This is a genomic window from uncultured Alistipes sp., assembly GCF_963931675.1.
Classification (GTDB): domain Bacteria; phylum Bacteroidota; class Bacteroidia; order Bacteroidales; family Rikenellaceae; genus Alistipes.
In genome coordinates this window covers 491,860-511,741 of the sequence record NZ_OZ007039.1, presented here as the reverse complement: position 1 = coordinate 511,741, position 19,882 = coordinate 491,860, and the positions used below count along the sequence as shown (strand labels likewise).

The 19,882-nt window shown below is 59.7% G+C and carries 12 protein-coding genes and 2 tRNA genes; 7 read left to right on the top strand and 7 right to left on the bottom strand.

The features are described 5' to 3' along the window. Positions 1–31 precede the first annotated feature (31 nt). From rpoB to ABGT65_RS02155, 3 genes are all read left to right on the top strand, one after another. Entirely contained in the window at positions 32–3,892 is a 3,861-nt protein-coding gene (gene rpoB / locus ABGT65_RS02165; RefSeq protein WP_346699558.1) for a DNA-directed RNA polymerase subunit beta, read from the top strand. Between the two features lie 34 nt (positions 3,893–3,926). Continuing rightward, a complete protein-coding gene (rpoC, locus tag ABGT65_RS02160; RefSeq protein WP_346699557.1) occupies positions 3,927–8,186 on the top strand; it encodes a DNA-directed RNA polymerase subunit beta' in 4,260 nt (1,419 codons plus the stop codon). Between the two features lie 230 nt (positions 8,187–8,416). Beyond that, on the top strand, positions 8,417–9,412 hold the full coding sequence (locus ABGT65_RS02155) for a transposase (protein WP_149873922.1): 996 nt from the start codon (positions 8,417–8,419) through the stop codon (positions 9,410–9,412). 202 nt (positions 9,413–9,614) lie between these two features. Here ABGT65_RS02155 and ABGT65_RS02150 read toward each other — a convergent pair whose 3' ends face one another. From ABGT65_RS02150 to ABGT65_RS02125, 6 genes are all read right to left on the bottom strand, one after another. Continuing rightward, positions 9,615–10,022 carry a hypothetical protein gene (locus ABGT65_RS02150; protein WP_087263037.1) on the bottom strand — a complete coding sequence of 136 codons (408 nt, stop codon included), beginning with the start codon at positions 10,020–10,022 and terminating at the stop codon, positions 9,615–9,617. Beyond that, positions 10,022–11,224 carry an L-serine ammonia-lyase, iron-sulfur-dependent, subunit alpha gene (locus ABGT65_RS02145; protein WP_346699556.1) on the bottom strand — a complete coding sequence of 401 codons (1,203 nt, stop codon included), beginning with the start codon at positions 11,222–11,224 and terminating at the stop codon, positions 10,022–10,024. Before ABGT65_RS02145 ends, ABGT65_RS02150 begins: the two co-directional genes overlap by 1 nt. A 229-nt stretch (positions 11,225–11,453) precedes the next feature. After that, positions 11,454–11,528: transfer RNA gene (locus ABGT65_RS02140), tRNA-Arg, on the bottom strand. A 62-nt stretch (positions 11,529–11,590) separates the two neighbouring features. Beyond that, positions 11,591–13,072, bottom strand: coding sequence for an outer membrane protein transport protein (locus tag ABGT65_RS02135; protein WP_346699555.1), 1,482 nt, complete (start codon positions 13,070–13,072; stop codon positions 11,591–11,593). Between the two features lie 214 nt (positions 13,073–13,286). Next, a complete protein-coding gene (locus ABGT65_RS02130; RefSeq protein ID WP_346699554.1) occupies positions 13,287–14,483 on the bottom strand; it encodes a pyridoxal phosphate-dependent aminotransferase in 1,197 nt (398 codons plus the stop codon). 147 nt (positions 14,484–14,630) lie between these two features. Continuing rightward, complete coding sequence (locus ABGT65_RS02125) at positions 14,631–14,891, bottom strand: HU family DNA-binding protein (RefSeq protein ID WP_346699553.1); 261 nt, start codon at positions 14,889–14,891, stop codon at positions 14,631–14,633. Positions 14,892–15,052: 161 nt separating this feature from the next. Here ABGT65_RS02125 and ABGT65_RS02120 point away from each other — a divergent pair. From ABGT65_RS02120 to ABGT65_RS02105, 4 genes are all read left to right on the top strand, one after another. Next, positions 15,053–15,140, top strand: a tRNA-Ser gene (locus tag ABGT65_RS02120). Positions 15,141–15,422: 282 nt separating this feature from the next. After that, positions 15,423–16,304, top strand: coding sequence for an SDR family oxidoreductase (locus ABGT65_RS02115; protein ID WP_346699552.1), 882 nt, complete (start codon positions 15,423–15,425; stop codon positions 16,302–16,304). A 221-nt stretch (positions 16,305–16,525) separates the two neighbouring features. Further along, positions 16,526–17,965: a Na+/H+ antiporter NhaC family protein gene (locus tag ABGT65_RS02110; RefSeq protein ID WP_346699551.1), complete on the top strand. Its 1,440-nt coding sequence runs from the start codon at positions 16,526–16,528 to the stop codon at positions 17,963–17,965. Continuing rightward, positions 17,962–18,612 carry an HAD-IA family hydrolase gene (locus ABGT65_RS02105; RefSeq protein WP_346699550.1) on the top strand — a complete coding sequence of 217 codons (651 nt, stop codon included), beginning with the start codon at positions 17,962–17,964 and terminating at the stop codon, positions 18,610–18,612. Before ABGT65_RS02110 ends, ABGT65_RS02105 begins: the two co-directional genes overlap by 4 nt. Before the next feature lie 38 nt (positions 18,613–18,650). Here ABGT65_RS02105 and ABGT65_RS02100 read toward each other — a convergent pair whose 3' ends face one another. Continuing rightward, complete coding sequence (locus ABGT65_RS02100) at positions 18,651–19,799, bottom strand: sigma-54 dependent transcriptional regulator (protein ID WP_346699549.1); 1,149 nt, start codon at positions 19,797–19,799, stop codon at positions 18,651–18,653. Positions 19,800–19,882: the final 83 nt, after the last annotated feature.

Here is a 19,882-nt window from a genome sequence, read left to right as displayed (position 1 = left end):
CATCACTACTCAACTAATTTGGATTTCTACGATGTCCGCAGCAAAATCACAACAGAGAATTAGCTTCTCCTCCATCAAGAACCGGGTTCCCTATCCCGATCTGCTGGAGGTGCAGCTTAAATCATTCCGGGACTTTTTCCAGATGGACACCACGGCCGAAAACCGTAAGAACGAGGGCCTTTACAAGGTCTTTCAGGAAAATTTCCCCATTACGGATACCCGGAACAATTTCGTTCTGGAGTTTATCGACTACTATATCGACCCGCCCCGCTACTCGATCGAGGAGTGTCTGGAGCGCGGCTTGACATACAGCGTCCCCCTCAAGGCCAAGCTGAAACTTTACTGCACGGACGATGAACACGAGGATTTCGGAGTCGTCGTTCAGGACGTCTATTTCGGGACGATTCCCTACATGACCGAACGCGGTACGTTCGTCATCAACGGTGCCGAGCGCGTCATCGTCTCCCAGCTGCACCGCTCGCCCGGCGTCTTCTTCGGGCAGAGTATGCACACAAACGGTACGAAACTCTATTCGGCACGTATCATCCCCTTCAAGGGTTCGTGGATCGAGTTCGCAACGGACATCAACAACGTGATGTACGCCTACATCGACCGCAAGAAGAAGCTGCCCGTGACGACCCTGCTGCGCGCCATCGGCTACGAGGCCGACCAGCAGATCCTCGAAATCTTCGACCTCGCGGACGAGATCAAGGTCTCCAAGGCCACGCTCAAGAAGGCCGTGGGGCGCAAACTCGCCGCTCGTGTCCTCTCGACCTGGGTCGAGGACTTCGTCGACGAGGATACCGGCGAGGTCGTCTCCATCGAGCGTAACAACGTCATCGTCGACCGTGAGACCGTGCTCGAAGAGGAGCATATCGACCAGATCATCGAAAGCGGTGCCAAGACCATCCTCCTCCACAAGGAGAACCTTTCGGGTATCGACTTCTCGATCATCTACAACACCCTCCAGAAGGACCCCTGCAACTCGGAAAAAGAGGCCGTAGTTTACATTTACAGGCAGTTGCGCGCTTCGGAACCGCCCGATGAGGCCACTGCCCGCGACGTCATCGAGAAGCTCTTCTTCTCCGACAAGCGTTACGACCTGGGCGATGTCGGACGTTACCGCATCAACAAGAAGCTGGATCTGGACATCGATCCGGCTATTCGCACGTTGGCCCGCGAGGACATCATCGCCATCATCAAGTACCTGATCCAGCTGATCAACTCCAAGGCCGACGTCGACGATATTGACCACTTGTCGAACCGTCGCGTGCGTACGGTCGGCGAGCAGCTCTCGAACCAGTTCTCGGTCGGGTTCGTGCGCATGGCTCGGACGATCCGCGAACGCATGAACGTCCGCGACAACGAGGTATTCACCCCGGTGGACCTGATCAACGCCAAGACCCTCTCGTCGGTGATCAACTCCTTCTTCGGGACCTCGCAGCTCTCGCAGTTCATGGACCAGATCAACCCCCTGGCCGAAATCACGCACAAGCGCCGCCTCTCGGCACTCGGCCCCGGCGGTCTGTCGCGTGACCGCGCCGGTTTCGAGGTCCGCGACGTGCACTATACCCATTACGGACGTCTCTGCCCGATCGAGTCGCCCGAAGGCCCGAACATCGGTCTGATCTCCTCGCTGTGCGTCTATGCACGCATCTCCCCGATGGGATTCATCGAGACCCCGTACCGCACCGTCGAGAACGGAAAGGTCGACCTCGACAACTCCCACATCCGCTACTACTCGGCCGAGGAGGAGGAGGGCAAGATCGTCGCTCAGTCGAACGTCCCGCTCGGTGACGACGGCTCGTTCCTGGAGCCCGACCGTGTCAAGGCGCGGGAAGGTGCCGATTTCCCCGTGGTGACCGCCAGCGAGGTCAACCTCATGGACGTCGCCCCGAACCAGATCGCCTCGATCGCCGCCAGCCTGATCCCCTTCCTGGAGCACGACGACGCAAACCGTGCCCTGATGGGTTCGAACATGATGCGCCAGGCCGTGCCCCTGGTAACCTGCGAAGCCCCGATCGTCGGCACGGGTATCGAGAAGGACATGATCTCCGACAGCCGCATCCAGATTGTGGCCGAAGGTGACGGCGAGGTGGTCTTCGCCGATGCCACGAAGATCCAGATTAGGTACGAGCGCTCGGAGGACGAGATCCTCACCTCGTTCGCACCCGAGATTACGACCTACGAACTGCCCCGTTACCGCCGGACGAACCAGAACACCTCGGTGACCCTGAAGCCGACGGTCCTCACGGGCGACCACGTGACCAAGGGTCAGATCCTCACCGAAGGCTACTCGACGCAGCACGGCGAGCTGGCTCTGGGCCGCAACCTCAAGGTGGCCTTCATGCCCTGGAAGGGTTACAACTTCGAGGACGCCATCGTGATTTCGGAGCGTATCCAGCGTGAGGATATTTTCACGTCGGTGCACGTCGACGAGTACATCATGGAGGTGCGCGACACGAAACGCGGTGTCGAGGAGCTGACGTCCGATATTCCGAACGTCTCGGAGGACGCCACGAAGGACCTCGATGCAAACGGTATCGTCCGCATCGGCGCCAACATCCATCCGGGAGACATCCTCATCGGTAAGATCACCCCGAAGGGCGAGAGCGATCCCTCGCCCGAGGAGAAGCTCCTGCGCGCGATCTTCGGCGACAAGGCCGGCGACGTGAAGGATGCTTCGCTCAAGGCACAGCCTTCGCTGCACGGCGTGGTGATCGACACCAAGCTCTACAGCCGCGCCAACAAGGAGGGCAAGAAGAGCAAGAGCGCCGAAAAGGCCCAGCTCGACAAACTCGACGAGAAGTTCGCAGCCGAGATCGCCGAACTGACCAAACGCCTCGTCGGCAAACTCTGGACGCTGCTCCAGGGCAAGACCACCACGGGCATTGCGGACTACTTCGGCGTAGAGCTCTATCCCGCGGGGACGAAGTTCTCGCAGAAGATGCTCGAGGAGATCGCCCGCAAGTCGGCCGACGAGAAGACCGGCGTCGAGATGGGTTATCTCAACCTCGGGACCTGCAACTGGACCGGCGACGCCCATGTCGACGGGCTCATCGAGGCCACGGTCAACAACTACACGATTGAGTGGAAGAAGGCCGACGCCGCCATCAAGCGCGAGAAGTACAACCTCACGAACGGTGACGAACTCCCCCAGACGGGCGTCATCCAGATGGCCAAGGTCTACATCGCCAAGAAGCGCAAGCTGAAGGTCGGTGACAAGATGGCCGGACGTCACGGCAACAAGGGTATCGTGGCCAAGGTCGTGCGCGACGAGGACATGCCGTTCCTCGAAGACGGTACGATCGTCGACATCTGTCTGAACCCGCTGGGTGTGCCTTCGCGTATGAATCTCGGGCAGATCTACGAAACCGTCCTCGGTTGGGCCGGACGCGAACTCGGACTGAAATTCGCCACCCCGATCTTCGACGGAGCCTCGCTCGACCAGATCAACGAGTACACCGCGCAGGCCGGGCTCCCGCACAGCGGCCGCACGTACCTCTACGACGGCGGTACGGGCGAGAAGTTCGACCAGCCTGCTACGGTCGGCGTGATCTACATGCTCAAGCTCGGGCACATGATCGACGACAAGATGCACGCCCGTTCGATCGGCCCCTACTCGCTCATCACGCAGCAGCCCCTCGGCGGTAAGGCCCAGTTCGGCGGCCAGCGTTTCGGTGAGATGGAGGTCTGGGCGCTCGAAGGATTCGGTGCCGCCAACATCTTGCAGGAGATCCTGACGATCAAGTCCGACGACGTCATGGGACGCGCCAAGGCCTATGAGGCGATCGTCAAGGGCGAAAACCTCCCGAAACCCGGTATCCCCGAGGCCATGAACGTCCTGCTGCACGAACTGCGCGGTCTGGCCCTCTCGGTGAAATTGGAGTAAGGTTGTTTAAGAGGACAAGTAAACGAAAACAGATATGTCAATTGCCAAAGACAATAAACTGAATAATGGTTACAGCCGCATCTCGATCGGCCTGGCCTCCCCCGAGGAGATCCTGGCCCAGTCGAGCGGCGAGGTGCTCAAGCCCGAAACCATCAACTACCGCACCTACAAGCCCGAACGCGACGGTCTGTTCTGCGAGCGCATCTTCGGTCCCGTGAAGGATTACGAGTGCCACTGCGGAAAGTACAAGCGGATCCGCTACAAGGGGATCGTCTGCGACCGCTGCGGCGTCGAGGTCACCGAAAAGAAGGTGCGGCGTGAACGCATGGGCCACATCTCCCTCGTCGTGCCGGTGGTACACATCTGGTATTTCCGCTCGCTGCCGTCGAAGATCGGATACCTGCTCGGGATCCCCTCCAAGAAGCTCGAAGCCATCATCTACTACGAGCGCTACGTGGTGATCAACCCCGGAGCCGCTTCGGAACAGGGCATCGAGCGTCTGGCGACGCTCTCCGAGAAGGAGTATCTCGACGTCCTGGCAGCCCTCCCGAAGGGCAACCAGGCCCTCGACGACTCGGATCCCAACAAGTTCGTTGCCCAGATGGGCGCCGAGGCCATCTACACGCTCCTGAAGCAGGTAGACCTCGACTCGATGTCCTACGCCCTGCGCCACAAGGCCTCGACCGAGACCTCGCAGCAGCGCAAGTCCGAAGCCCTGAAGTGTCTGAACGTCATCGAGTCGTTCCGCGCTTCGGAGGGCAAGAACAAACCCGAATGGATGGTGTTGAGCGTCATTCCGGTGATCCCGCCCGAGCTGCGCCCGCTGGTGCCGCTGGACGGCGGACGTTTCGCCACCTCGGACCTGAACGACCTCTACCGCCGCGTCATCATCCGCAACAACCGCCTGAAGCGTCTGATCGAAATCAAGGCTCCGGAGGTCATCCTCCGCAACGAGAAGCGTATGCTGCAGGAGGCCGTCGACTCGCTGTTCGACAACTCCCGCAAGTCCAACGCCGTGAAGAACGAGTCGAACCGCCCGCTCAAGTCGCTCTCCGACTCGCTCAAGGGCAAGCAGGGACGTTTCCGTCAGAACCTCCTCGGTAAGCGTGTCGACTACTCGGCCCGTTCGGTCATCGTCGTCGGCCCCGAGCTGAAGATGCACGAGATGGGTATTCCGAAGGACATGGCCGCCGAACTGTACAAGCCGTTCGTGATCCGTAAGTTGATCGAGCGAGGCATCGTCAAGACGGTGAAGTCCGCCAAGAAGATTATCGACCGCAAGGATCCCGTCATCTGGGGCATCCTCGAAAACGTCATCAAGGGCCACCCCGTGCTGATGAACCGCGCCCCGACGCTGCACCGCCTGGGTATCCAGGCCTTCCAGCCCAAACTTATCGAGGGCAAGGCCATGCAGCTGCACCCGCTGGCCTGTACGGCCTTCAACGCCGACTTCGACGGTGACCAGATGGCCGTGCACCTCCCGCTGGGCAATGCCGCTATCCTGGAGGCCCAGCTGCTGATGCTCGGGTCGCACAACGTCCTCAACCCCGCCAACGGAGCCCCGATCACCGTGCCGTCGCAGGACATGGTTCTCGGTCTCTACTACATCACCAAGCCCCGCAAGGGCGTCAAGGGTGAGGGGCAGGTATTCTACGGCCCCGAGGAGGCCATCATCGCCTACAACGAGAAGCGCGCCGACCTGCACGCCATCGTGAAGTGTCTGGTCGACGATCTGGACGAGCAGGGCAACCCCGTCCGCGTCCTGAAGGAGACCACCATCGGCCGCATCCTCTTCAACCAGGTGGTGCCCAAGGAGGTCGGATACATCAACGAGGTGCTCACGAAGCGTTCGCTGCGCGACATCATCGCCGTGGTCATGAAGAAGGCCGGTGCCGACAAGGTGGCCAACTTCCTCGACGACATCAAGGACATGGGTTACAAGATGGCCTTCCAGGGCGGTCTGTCGTTCAACCTCGATGCCGTGATCATCCCCCAGGAGAAGGAGAAACTCGTTCAGGAGGGTTACGACCGTGCCGACGCCATCATGGAGGACTACAACATGGGTCTGATCACCAACAACGAGCGTTACAACCAGATCATCGACGTCTGGACCAACATCAATACCAAGTTGACCAAGGCCGTGATCGATACGCTCGTCCGCGATGACGACGGGTTCAACCCCGTCTACATGATGCTCGACTCCGGAGCCCGTGGTTCGAAGGAGCAGATCCGTCAGCTGAGCGGTATGCGAGGCCTGATGGCCAAGCCGCAGAAGTCGGGTGTCGAGGGCGGTCAGCAGGTTATCGAAAACCCGATCCTCTCGAACTTCAAGGAGGGACTTTCGGTGTTGGAGTACTTCATCTCCACGCACGGTGCCCGCAAGGGTCTGGCCGATACCGCCCTGAAGACCGCCGACGCCGGTTATCTGACCCGTCGTCTGGTCGATGTGGCGCAGGATGTCATCATTAACGAGGAGGACTGCGGTACGCTGCGCGGTCTGACCGCTACGGCCATCAAGCGCAACGACGATGTCGTACAGACGCTCTACGACCGGATCCTCGGACGTGTGGCCTTGAACGACGTCATCCACCCGCTGACCGGCGAGGTGCTGTGCAAGGCCGGGGAGGAGATCACCGAGCCGATCGCCGAAGCCATCGAGAAGTCGCCCCTGGAGTCCGTCGAAATCCGTTCGGTACTCACCTGCGAATCCCGCCGCGGCGTCTGCGCCAAGTGCTACGGCCGCAACCTCGCTACGGCACGCATGGTCCAGAAGGGCGAAGTCGTCGGCGTCATCGCCGCACAGTCCATCGGCGAGCCGGGTACGCAGCTGACGCTCCGTACGTTCCACGTCGGTGGCGTGGCCGGCGGTACGGCCGTCGAGACCAATGTCATCTCGAAGTACGAAGGACGTCTGGAGATCGACGAACTGCGCACCGTCAAGGGCAAGAATGCCGCCGGTGAACCCATCGATATTGTCATTTCGCGTCAGTCGGAGTTCCGGATCGTCGATCCCAAGACCGAAATCGTACTCTATACGCACAACCTGCCCTATGGTGCCACGCTCTACATGGAGGACGGTGCCGAGGTCAAGAAGGGCGACCTGATCTGCGAGTGGGACCCCTACAACGCCGTCATCATTTCGGAGTACGAGGGTCGCGCCGTCTACGAGAACATCATCGAAGGCGTCACCTACCGCGACGAACGCGACGAGCAGACCGGTCTTTCGGAGAAGGTCGTCATCGAGTCCAAGGACAAGACCAAGAACCCCGTCATCAAGATCCAGAACAAGGAGGGCGAGGAGGTCAAGCAGTACAACCTGCCCGTCTCGGCCCACATCGTCATCAAGGACAACGCCCGGATCAAGGCCGGAGATATTCTGATCAAGATCCCGCGTGCCGTCGGCAAGTCCGGAGGCGACATCACCGGAGGTCTGCCGCGTGTTACGGAGCTCTTCGAGGCCCGCAACCCGTCGAACCCCGCCATCGTTTCGGAGATCGACGGCGAGGTGACCTTCGGAAAGATCAAGCGCGGTAACCGCGAGATCATCATCACCTCGAAACAGGGCGATGTGAAACGCTATCTCGTGCCGCTGTCGCGTCAGATCATCGTTCAGGAGAACGACTACGTGAAGGCCGGAAGCCCGCTGTCGGACGGCGCCATCACCCCGAGCGACATCCTCAACATCCTCGGCCCGACGAAGGTGCAGGAGTACATCGTCAACGAGGTTCAGGAGGTATACCGTATGCAGGGCGTGAAGATCAACGACAAGCACTTCGAGGTGATCGTCCGCCAGATGATGTCGAAGGTCAAGATCGAGGATCCGGGAGATACCCGCTTCTTCGAGGACCAGATCGTCGACAAGTGGGAGTTCATGGATGTCAACGACGAACTCTACGACAAGGTCGTCGTGACGGATGCCGGCGACTCCACGGCGCTGCAGCCCGGGCAGATCGTCTCGCTGCGCAAGCTCCGCGACGAGAACTCCAGCCTCAAACGCCGTGACCTGCGCCCCGTACAGGTGCGTGACATCGTGCCCGCAACCTCGACCCAGGTGCTGCAGGGTATTACCCGCGCCGCACTCCAGACGTCGAGCTTCATCTCCGCGGCATCGTTCCAGGAGACCACCAAGGTCCTCAACGAAGCCGCCATTCAGGCCAAGGTCGATCCGCTGGAGAACCTCAAGGAGAACGTCATCTGCGGTCACCTGATCCCCGGCGGTACGGGCCTGCGCGAGTACGAAGATCTCGTGGTCGGCGCCAAGTCCGATCTGGAGAAGCTCCAGATGGCTCAGTAACGGCCGTGACTGGAGGCCAGCTCTCCAGCGGAGAGCGCTTCCGGTTTCTGCCAGCATGAAAAAATCCCCTCTCGATTCGAGAGGGGATTTTTTTGTATGGCTAAGGTTGCGAAACAAGGTAATGATGCCAAAAGTGGTTGGTGGTATAAAATGTAACCGACATAATATTTGGTAGTTATAAGGATAAAATAGAGATTAGTAGAAACGGGTTTCTACTAATCTCTATTTTTATGTCAAAAAAACGAAAAATACGCTGTCCTCATTGTGGCTTTTTAGAGACAATAAAATGGGGTACTCGTAGCGGTTGCAGCCGCTATTATTGTAAGAATTGTGGCAGCTATTTTACGGATCGTCGAGACTGGATTTCCGATAAAAACAAGTTTATATGGTTCGCGCGTTGGGTTCGCGGTAAACAGCGTATTTGTGACCTTGCGAGTGAGAGCGGATACAGCGAACGCACCCTAAAAAGATACTTCTATCGGCTCTTGCCCCAGTGCCCTTTATGGCAGATACAGCGACGCGAGAAGGTAAATCTTCTGATCGACGGCACCTACTTCTCAAATAAGATTTGTCTGGTTGTATATCGGGATCACAACATCAAGATGACCCTCCTCTATCGCATAACCAGGAGTGAAACGCTGCGGGATTTGAAAGCAGACCTAACGGCTATACGCGATGTCGGCATTCAAATTGAGAGTGTCACCTGTGATGGATCTCCCAATATCATAAAAGCGGTGCGGGAAGTGTGTCCGGAGGCGATCTTGCAGCGTTGTACGGTACATGTAGCGCGAGAGATAGAGACGTGGATTACACGCAAACCACAGACCGTAGCGGCACAGGAACTCCTCGAACTGGTGCACTTGTTAAATGGAGTACAAACACATGATGAGGCACAGTTATGGATACGGGCTTTTATTGACTGGTATCGGCGACACGAACCATTTATCAATGAAAAAACCGTAGATGAGCTGTCGGGAAGATGGTGGTTTACGCATAAGATGCTGCATCGAAGTGTCTCGCATATCAAGCGTGCCATACCCGATCTGTTTTCATACACGCGATACCCTAATGTACCTAAATCTTCAAATTCTATTGAGTCGTTCTTCGGTCACTTGAAGGATAATTTAAGAATCCATCGTGGACTCTCGGAACAACATTTTAAGGACTTTGTAAAGTGGTATCTTTTCCTGAACAGCAATGATGGAATTATTAAGAAACGCAAATGACCAGAATCGTACAATTCTGGTCATTTGATCCAATACGACACCAACCACTTTTGGCATCATTACCCGAAACAAGGATGGTGGTGGACGGACCATGCGAAAAGGCCCGGTTTCAGGAACCGATTCGGAGGGTGGGATGCCGTGGGGTCGTGGATGAGGGCCAGGCTGAAGGACCCGGGTCGGCGCGATAGGAGGGTGGGGCGGTTTAACGACGGAGCCAGAGAGCCAGGCGTGGGGCACATCCGGTGAACAGAACGACAAGCGGCCAAAGGTTGCCGTGGCTCATGTCGTAGTTGTGGAGCAGCGCGGAGAGGTCGGCTCCCTGTGCAATGCCCGCACCCGTTTCGAAAGCAACGGTCAGTACAAACCACAACAGTCCGATTCGCCAGGCGGGGATCGGATGGCCTTGTGTGCCCAGACGCGGGATAAACAGCCAGGAGAGCAGCAGGATGATGCCCATCAGCAACAGCCCGCTGACGGGCAGGGCAACGGACTCGCCCAGCATGGGACGGAGCACGCCTTCCCGCAAGGCGCCGTTGAGAATCGCGCACGGAACGATGGCCAGCCAGACGGCTGCCGATTTCAGAAGCACCTTTCCGTTCCGGGCCTCCATTATTTGCGGTCGTAACGCTTGGCAAGGCCCCCTTCGGCCGTCTCCCGGTAGAGACTCGGCAGGTTGTGGCCCGTCTCGTTCATCACCTCCACGACCTTGTCGTAGGAGACCAGGTGGGCGCCGTCCGACAGCGTCGCGTAGAAGTTCGCGTCCAGGGCCCGGGCCGCCGCGATGGCGTTCCGCTCGATGCACGGAACCTGAACCAGCCCGCAAACCGGATCGCACGTCAGTCCCAGATGGTGTTCCAACCCCATTTCGGCGGCGTACTCGATCTGCGAGGGCGTCCCGCCGAAGAGCTGGCACGCCGCAGCGGCCGCCATGGCGCACGCTACGCCCACCTCACCCTGACACCCGACCTCGGCACCCGAAATCGAGGAGTTCGTCTTCGCCACGTTGCCGAAAAGCCCCGCCGTGGCCAGCGCCCGCAGGATCCGGATCCGCAGGAAATCCCGCGACGTGGACAGGTGGTAGAGCACCGCCGGAACCACACCGCTCGATCCGCACGTCGGAGCCGTGACCACGATGCCGCCCGAGGCGTTCTCCTCGGAGGTCGCCAGCGCATAGGCGTAGATCTTCGCCCGCGAAGCCAGCGAACCCGTATAGCTCTTCGACTTTACGAAGTAGGTCGAGGCCTTCCGTGCCACCTTCAGACCCCCGGGAAGTACCCCGTCGTTGTTCAATCCCCGCTGGATCGTCTCGCACATCGAACTCCAGATCGTATCGAGATAGTCCCAGATTTCGGGGCCTTCGCAATCGTTCACATACTCCCAGTAGGTCTTGCCCTCGCGGTAGCACCACTCCTTGATCTCCGCGATTGTCGTCATCGGGTAGATGCTTCGCGGAACCTCCAGCCGCGACGTCTCGTTGGCCAGCGCCCCGCCGCCGATGCTGTAGATCGTCCACGAATCGACTGTCACACCCTCCTTTAGCCCCTCGAAGAGCATTCCGTTCGGGTGGAAGGGGAGGGTGATCTCGGGTTTCCAGGCAATTTCGGTCGGGGCAATGGGCTCCAGTACCGAGCGGATGGCCACGTCCGTGAGGTGTCCCTTGCCCGTCGCGGCCAGCGAACCGTAGAGCGTGACCCGGTAGGCGTCGACCCCCCGGCAACGCTCCGCAAAGCGTTCCGCAGCCCGTTTCGGACCCATCGTGTGGCTGCTCGAAGGACCGTTCCCGATCTTGTAGAGTTCTTTCAGCGATTCCATCTCTTCTCTGTTCTTGACGGCGCAAAGATAGATAAATTTCATGAAAAAAGGAGGTGCCCTCACCTCCCGATTCCTTTTGCTGCGGAGCGGCAGCCCCGTCTCCGCAACCGAAAAGGGAGAGGCTTTACCCCCCCCCTGTGATCTTTTTTCCGTGGCCATTTCTCCGAGGGTCTCTCCGTGGCCATTCTTTGTAGCCCTCTCTGCGGCCCTCTCCGTGCCCCCCCCCTCCTGGTAGCCCCACCGCGACTCGAACGCGAATTTAGGGTTTAGGAAACCCTCGTTCTATCCCTTGAACTATGAGGCCGAAATATTTGCGGAGCACTTCCTGCAAAGCGCTCCGCAAATATAGTAATTTTTTGCAAACTTTCAGAAACTGATCCGCATGCCGAACGAAAGCACGTGGGCGTGGAGTTTGTAGTTGCGGGTGAAGACCTCTTCAAGCTGGCCGCTCGAATAGCCGTAGATCGGGTAGGAGCCCGTACGCTCGGGATCCGCCGACGAAACGTAGCAGTATGCAAGGTCGAGAGCCAGGCTCCGCGCCAACTGGAACGAGGCGCCCAGCGAGTAGGCGATCTTCGTCATCGACGGCGTTTCAGGATTCAGGTAGTTGCTGTCCACCGGGCTCTCGTCGAAGTAGATACCCGCACGTGCCGTCAGCCAGTCCAGCGCCTCGTATTCCGCTCCGAAACGCGCCGACAACGTGTTCGAGTAGTTCTTCACCGAGTAGATGTCCTTGATACCCAGCTCCGTCTCGTTGAAGGCAACGTTCAGGTCCTTGTAGGCCGACCAGCCGATCCACTGCAGGTCGACGGCCATCTGCCACTTGGCGTTCGGGCGGAACGACACGCCCCACGTCACGGTCGTCGGCAACGGCAGTTCGGTGTGGAACGTCCCCTTGTCGAGAGCCGGAATCAGTTGCGTATTGCTGCTTAGCTGTCCGAGCTGTTCGATCAGCGCCGCGGCTTCCGGAGCGATGTTCATGACGGCGCGGCCGCGGTCCACCTTCATGTTCATCCGCGAGCGGTAGCTCATCGCCAGTGACCAGTGGTCGTTGATGTCCCACAGAATGCCGGCATTCACGCCTACGGCTACATTGGCATTGCCCGAGAGCTTGGCCGACACGATCGATTGATCCATCGTATTCTCCAGGTAGCCTTTTCCCTGCTGGAGCATTTGCAGCGTAGCCTGAGCCTGGGCAAGCTCCTCGCCCGTGAGGGCTCCGCTGCCGATTGCGGCGGTCAGTTGGGTGATATTCGGATCGAGCATTCCGGTAATCAGTCCCTGGCGGGTCGCCTGCGAGAGCAGCGAACGCGACAGGTCGAAGTTGCCCCACGTGATCATCAGACCCGCACCGATCGACAGCCGGTCGCAGATCTTGAACGAAACCGTCGGCTGTACCGTATAGGCCGCCAGGTTGATCTCCTGGATCAGGTGTGCTCCCGACCAGTTGCTGCCCCAGTTCATCGACGAGCCGTCCGGCGTGTAGAAGCCCAGGCCTACGGCCCAACGGTCCGACGGTTTGTAGTTGATATACATGTGCAGCGGGGTCGACATCTTGTTGTCCGAGGTCTCCTGCAGTTCGCTCACGTAGCCGTTGTCGAGGCCGGGAAGCGTCGAGGCCGTAACCGACGAGAGGATACCCGTCGCACCGAGCGAAATGTTGAATTTCGAGGTTTGGAAAGCCGTGGCGGCCGGGTTGAAATAGATGGACTCCGAACCGAGTTTCATCGCGGTTCCGACGTTGGCCATACCGGCCTGACGAGCCGAAAAGTTGTTGACCTGGTACCCTTCGGCAAATGCCCCCATGGCAATGGCTGTGGCAGCCAAAACAAGGAGAAGTTTTTTCATAATCAATGGTTTGGTTTCTATTGGGCGGGTCTCACGACACGCAAAATCGGGGGCAAAAGTATAAAAACTATCCCCGCGGGCCAAACTTTTTGGTCTGAAATTCGTAAAAATTGGAATATATGGTATAGCTTTGGCCGATTCGCCCGATGCCTTCCGCAACAAAAAAACGGCTCCCGGATCCGGGAACCGTTTCGATATTGGGGAAGCCTCCGGACTATGCCCGGTTGTTGTAGGCTTCGAGGGCCTTGCTCAAGAGGAACAGGGCGCGTTCCAGGTCCTCCTTCTTCAGCACATAGGCGATGCGCACCTCGTTGCGCCCGCACCCCGGGTCGGAATAGAATCCCGAAGCCGGAGCCATCATCACTGTTTCGCCCTCATATTCGAAGTGCTCCAGGCACCAGGCGCAGAACCTGTCGCTGTCGTCTACCGGCAGCCGCGCCACCGTGTAGAATGCCCCCATCGGAATCGGCGAGTAGACCCCCGGAATGCGGTTCAGACCGTCGATCAGGCACTTCCTCCGTTCGATGTACTCCTCGTAGACCTCCGTGCTGTACGACCGCGGGGCGTCGATCGACGCCTCGGCGATGATCTGTCCGATCAACGGGGGCGAAAGGCGCGCCTGGCAGAATTTCATCACCGCGTCGCGCAGTTGCCGGTTTTTGGTGATCAGCGCCCCGATGCGGATGCCGCACTCCGAGTAGCGTTTCGACACCGAGTCGATCAGCACGACGTTCTGCTCGATCCCTTCGAGATGGCACGCCGAGATGTAGGGCGAACCCGTATAGATGAATTCGCGGTAGACCTCGTCCGAGAAGAGGAACAGGTCGTATTTCTTGACCAGATCGCGGATCTGGTTCATCTCCCGTCGCGTATAGAGGTAACCCGTCGGGTTGTTGGGATTGCAGATCAGGATGCCCCGGGTACGTTCGTTGATCAGTTTCTCGAACTCCTCGATCGGCGGCAGCGCGAAGCCGTTCTCGATCGACGAGACCACCGGGCGAATCACCGCTCCGGCCGAGATGGCGAAGGCCATGTAGTTGGCGTAGGCCGGTTCGGGGACGATGATCTCGTCGCCCGGGTTGAGGCAGGTCATGAAGGCGAACAGAACGGCTTCGGAACCCCCCGTGGTGACGATGATCTCTTCGGGGCTGAGTTTGATCTGATACTGATCGTAATAGGTGACCAGTTTCTCGCGCAGCGACCGATAGCCTTCGCTCGGGCTGTATTCCAGGACCTTACGGTCGATGTGCTTCAGGGCGTCGAGCCCCACCTGCGGCGTCGGAAGGTCCGGTTGCCCGATATTCAGGTGGTAGATCTTGATCCCCCGCGCACGGGCCGCATCGGCCAGCGGAACGAGTTTGCGTATCGGAGAGGCCGGCATCTCGACGGCCCGCATTGAAATTTTCGGCATATTTCTGTGTCTCTGTTTCGGCCGGCGGGCGGAACTTTCCCGCGTGGGGCGTTCGGCCTGTCGGCTTCGCAATCCGGATGTTTGGTCTCCGCTATCGGGTGGCTCGATCTCCTGTTCCTTGGCGTCGGGCACCCCTCCCCATGCGGGTTATTCGATCTCCACCGTCGGGCGGAACTTGATGACCTTTCGCGGCGGAATCTTCACGGCAGCACCCGTCCGGGGATTGCGTCCCACCCGTTCGGCCTTTTGCTGTACGCTGAACGTTCCCAGTCCCGTCAGTGTCAGACGCTCGCCCTCGCGGAGCGATTGCACGGTGACCCGGATTATGGCATCAACGGCCTTGCGGGCCTCGACCTTCGTGAGATGGGCGTCGAGAGCTACGGCTTCGACCAACTGGGTTTTGTTCATGGCATTGTGCGTGAAGAGGATAACCTAACTTGTTGACAAAGATACGGAAAATTTGAATAAAGCGAAAAATTCCTCTGTTTTTTTGCCTGCGGAGGAGTGTGCAGCGTGAAATTCCCGATAAAGATTTGGCGGAATGGAAAATCGGTACTACTTTTGTCTCCGGAAAGTTGGCGGAGTGGTCGATCGCGGCGGTCTTGAAAACCGTTGAACCGCAAGGTTCCGGGGGTTCGAATCCCTCACTTTCCGCCAGCCCCCCCCCGCTGGACGAGGGGTCACAACCCGACGGATTTTAAAAAAAACGTCGGGTTCTGTTTTTCCGGGCCGTTTCCCGAAATGGATTTCGCTCACGGTCCGGAAAAACCTCCGGCAAAATGCTCCTCTGAAAAATTCCTCGCAGGGTATCGCCAAGCCCGGAATCGGCTGGCGTTGACGACCCTTGCAGACTCCGCTCCCGAACCCTCTTCGCACCGTGAAAAAGTTCCGATTGAAAAAAAAGTGTTATATTTGCCCGAATTTTTAAACCAAAATACGATGGGATACAACTTACTGAAAGGAAAGAAGGGACTTATCTTCGGAGCCCTGAACGAGCAGTCCATAGCCTGGAAAGTGGCCGAACGCGCCGTGGAAGAGGGTGCCGAAATCGTCCTCACCAATACCGCCGTATCGATCCGCATGGGAACCATCAGCCAACTGGCTAAAAAATGCAATACGATCGTCGTCCCGGCAGACGCTACCAGCGTCGAGGACCTCGAAAACCTCATCGACAAGACCATGGAGCACTTCGGTGGCAAGTTCGACTTCATGCTCCACTCGATCGGCATGTCGCCCAACGTCCGCAAGGGCCGCACCTACGATGACCTCGACTACGACTACCTGGCCAAGACGCTCGATATTTCGGCCATCTCCTTCCACAAGGCCATTCAGGTCGCCCGCAAGAAGGACGCCATCAACGAATGGGGGTCGATCGTCGCTCTCTCTTATATCGCCGCACAGCGTACCCTCTACGGCTACAACGACATGGCCGATGCCAAGGCCCTGTTGGAGTCGATCGCCCGCAGCTTCGGATACATCTACGGCCGTGAGAAGCACGTGCGCATCAATACCGTGTCGCAGTCCCCGACGCAGACCACCGCGGGAAGCGGCGTACTCGGACTGGGCGACCTGATGTCCTTCGCCGAGAGTATGTCCCCGCTGGGCAATGCCACGGCCGAGGATTGCGCCGATTACGTGCTGACGCTCTTCTCCGACCTTACGCGCAAGGTCACCATGCAGAACCTCTACCACGACGGCGGTTTCTCGTCGATGGGTATGTCGCGCCGCGCCATGCGCACCTATGAAAAGGGTATGCGTTTCGACGACGTGCACGATCACCAGTATCCCTTCGGCGGAGGCCCTGCCGAGGAGAATAAATAATCCGGTGAAGAGGGGGAGACGAAGATCCCTGGAATTCGGACAAACAGGGTGCGGAGAACAGAACTCCGCACCCTGTTTTATGGAAAGGCCCGGCCTCGGGACCGGCCGGTCATACCGGGAGTGCTGCCGCGAGACGGCTGCGTTTTCGGGCGGATGGAACTTTTTTCACCGGATTTTGCTACTTTTGCATCCGGAAAGGTTGGAATGTTTTTGAGACGAATATGGAAACGACCTCCCGGAAATCGCCTTCGCCCTGGATCTCGGCCATCCCGCTGGTGGTCCTGACGGCCCTGCTCTACGTTGTGATCCGCGCCTTCGGCGGCGATGCCATCAACGGCGGAAGCCAGATCGCCCTGCTGTCGGCCACGTCGGTCTGCGTGATGCTCTCGATCGGCATCTACCGCTGCCGCTGGGCCGTGCTCGAAGAGTCCATCATCGACAACATCCGCGCTTCGGCGTCGGCCATCCTGATCCTGCTGCTCATCGGCGCCATCGCCGGAACGTGGATGGTCTCGGGTGTCGTCCCCACGTTGATCTACTACGGACTGCAGGTCCTGCATCCGTCGTTTTTCCTTGTTGCATCGTGCGCGATCTGCGCCGTCGTGTCGCTCATGACCGGCAGTTCGTGGACCACCATCGCCACCATCGGCGTGGCGCTGATGGGAATCGGACGCGCCATGGGATTCCCCGAAGGGTGGGTTGCCGGAGCGATCATCTCCGGAGCCTATTTCGGCGACAAGATCTCGCTCTTGTCCGATACCACGGTGCTCGCCTCCTCGACCGTCGGTGTCAACGTCTTCACCCACATCCGCTACATGCTCTATACCACGGTGCCGTCGATGCTCGTAGCCCTCGGGGTCTTCACCGTCGCCGGGCTGACCCTCGACCACGGTGCCGCCACCCACGCCGAACTCTACGCCGAAACGCTGGCCTCGACGTTCCATATCTCGCCGTGGCTGCTGCTCGTGCCGCTGGCCACCGGGATCCTGATCGCCCGTAAGCTCCCGGCCATCGTGACCCTGTTCTGTGCCGTGGTCTTCGCCTGCGTGGCGATGCTCGCGGCGCAGCCCGACCTGGTGATGCAGGTGGCCGGAGGAGCGGAACTCGACGCCATGACCGCCTTCCGCGGGGTGCTCTCGACCTGCTTCGGATCCACGGCCATCTCGACCGGAACGCCTCAGTTGGACGAACTCGTCGCCACGCGCGGTATGGCCGGAATGCTCAATACGGTGTGGCTGATCATCTGTGCCATGTGTTTCGGCGGCGTGATGACCGGAAGCGGGATGCTGCGTTCGCTCACGGAGATCTTCCTGCGCTGGGTGCGCCGGACCTTCTCGGCCGTGGCCTCCACGGTCGGCGCCGGGATCTTCTTCAACCTCTGCACCGCTGACCAGTACATCTCGATTATCCTCTCGGGGCGCCTGTTCAAGGACCTTTATGCCGAACGCGGGCTGGAACCGCGTCTGTTGAGCCGTTCGGTCGAGGATTCGGCCACGGTCTGCTCGGTGCTGATCCCCTGGAACTCCTGCGGCATGACCCAGGCCACGGTCCTCGGCGTCTCGACCTTCGTCTACATGCCTTACTGTATTTTCAATATCGTTTCGCCGTTGATGTCGCTCCTGGTGGCGGCCGTCGGCTGGAAGATCAAAAAGGGAAAATGAATACCGAACTCGTCATCTTCGACCTCGACGGCACGCTGCTCGACACGATCGGCGACCTGGCCGTCGCCTGCAATGCCGTACTGGCTGTGCGGGGGCTCCCGCAGCACTCCTACGAGGAGTATTGCCGCTTCGTCGGGAACGGCATCATGCGTCTCGTCGAACGGGCGCTGCCCGAGCCGCTGCGCACGCCGGAGAACGTCGCCCTCGTGCGGGCCGACTTCGTGGCGTACTACACCGCACACATCGACCGCCATACGAAACCCTATGCGGGGATTCCGGAGGTGGTGGCCGAACTCGCGCGCCGGGGGGTGCGGATGGCCGTGGCCTCGAACAAGTTCCAGGCCGGGACCGAAAAGCTCATCCGCCTGTTTTTCCCGGACGCGGCGTTTGCGGCGGTCTTCGGGCAGCGTCCGGGCGTGCCGCTGAAACCTGATCCGGCGGTCGTGGAGGAGATTCTCGCCCGGACCGGGACGCCGAAGGAGCGCGTGCTCTATGTCGGCGACTCGGGCGTGGACATGCAGACCGCGGCGGCGGCCGGAGTACGCTCCGTCGGGGTGACCTGGGGATTCCGCGAACGGGCCGAGTTGGCGGAGTCCGGGGCCCGGCACCTGATCGACCGTCCCGAAGAGCTGCTGGGACTGCTCTAATCCCGCTGCGGTCTCGGCCTTCGTCCCGGGGCGGATGCTCAGCAGTAACTTTTCACATCCTCGGAGGTGATGGTGTCGCCCGAGAGGACCATAAGCCGCTCGATTACGTTCCGCAGCTCGCGGATATTGCCCGTCCACGGCATCTGCTGCAGGGCCGCGAGCGCTTCGGGTACGATCGGTTTCGGCGGCGTGCCGTATTCGGCGGCAATCGTGCGGATGAAGTGCTCCACGAGCGGCGGAATGTCGCCGGGGTGCTCCCTGAGGGCCGGGACCCGCACGACGATCACCGCCAGCCGGTGGTAGAGGTCCTCGCGGAAACTCCCCTTGCGGATCTCCTCACGCAGGTCCTTGTTCGTGGCTGCGATGACCCGTACGTCCACCTCGATCTCCTTGTCGCCGCCCACGCGGCTGATGCGGCTCTCCTGCAGCGCCCGCAGCACCTTGGCCTGTGCGGCGAGCGACATGTCGCCGATCTCGTCCATGAAGAGCGTCCCGCCGTCGGCCTGCTCGAATTTCCCCTTGCGCTGCTTGACCGCCGAGGTGAAGGCCCCGCGTTCGTGGCCGAAGAGCTCGCTTTCGATCAACTCGGAAGGGATGGCCGCGCAGTTCACCTCGACGAACGGCGCCCCGGCCCGCGGGCTCTTCGCGTGGAGCCACCGCGCCACGAGCTCCTTGCCCGTGCCGTTCTCTCCGGTGATCAGCACCCGGGCCTCGCATGGCGCCACCTTGTCGATGAGCTGCCGCACGTGTTCGATCTCGGGCGACAGCCCGATGATCTCCTCGGCCCGGGCGGGGTGTGCCCGGCGGCTCCGGCGGACCGGGGCCGGACCCGAACCCGGAACCGGAATCGCCGGGGCCGGGACAGACTGGTCGATGGCCCGGTGCAGCGACTGCAGCAGGCGGTTCATGTCTACGGGTTTGGTCAGGAAATCCCGGGCGCCGTTGCGCACCGCCGCTACGGCCGTGTCGATCGACGGGTCCGCCGAAAGCGCGATGAGCGGGATCCCCGCGTCGGGAACCCGGCACTCCGTGTCCGAGATGATCACGTCGAAGGGAATGCGCCCGCACAACTCCGACGCCTGGGCTTCGTCCTCGGCGGCCTCGGCCGAAAATCCTTCGTATTCCAACCGTTCGCGCAGTACGTTTCGCACGCTTTTTGATCGGTCCAGAATTAAAACTTTTGCCATAGCTTGTTTTTCCTGAAATTTTACTACTTTTGCCGAAGACAAACTCCGGTCAAGCCTCTGTTTTGCACGGCTTCCGATCCCAA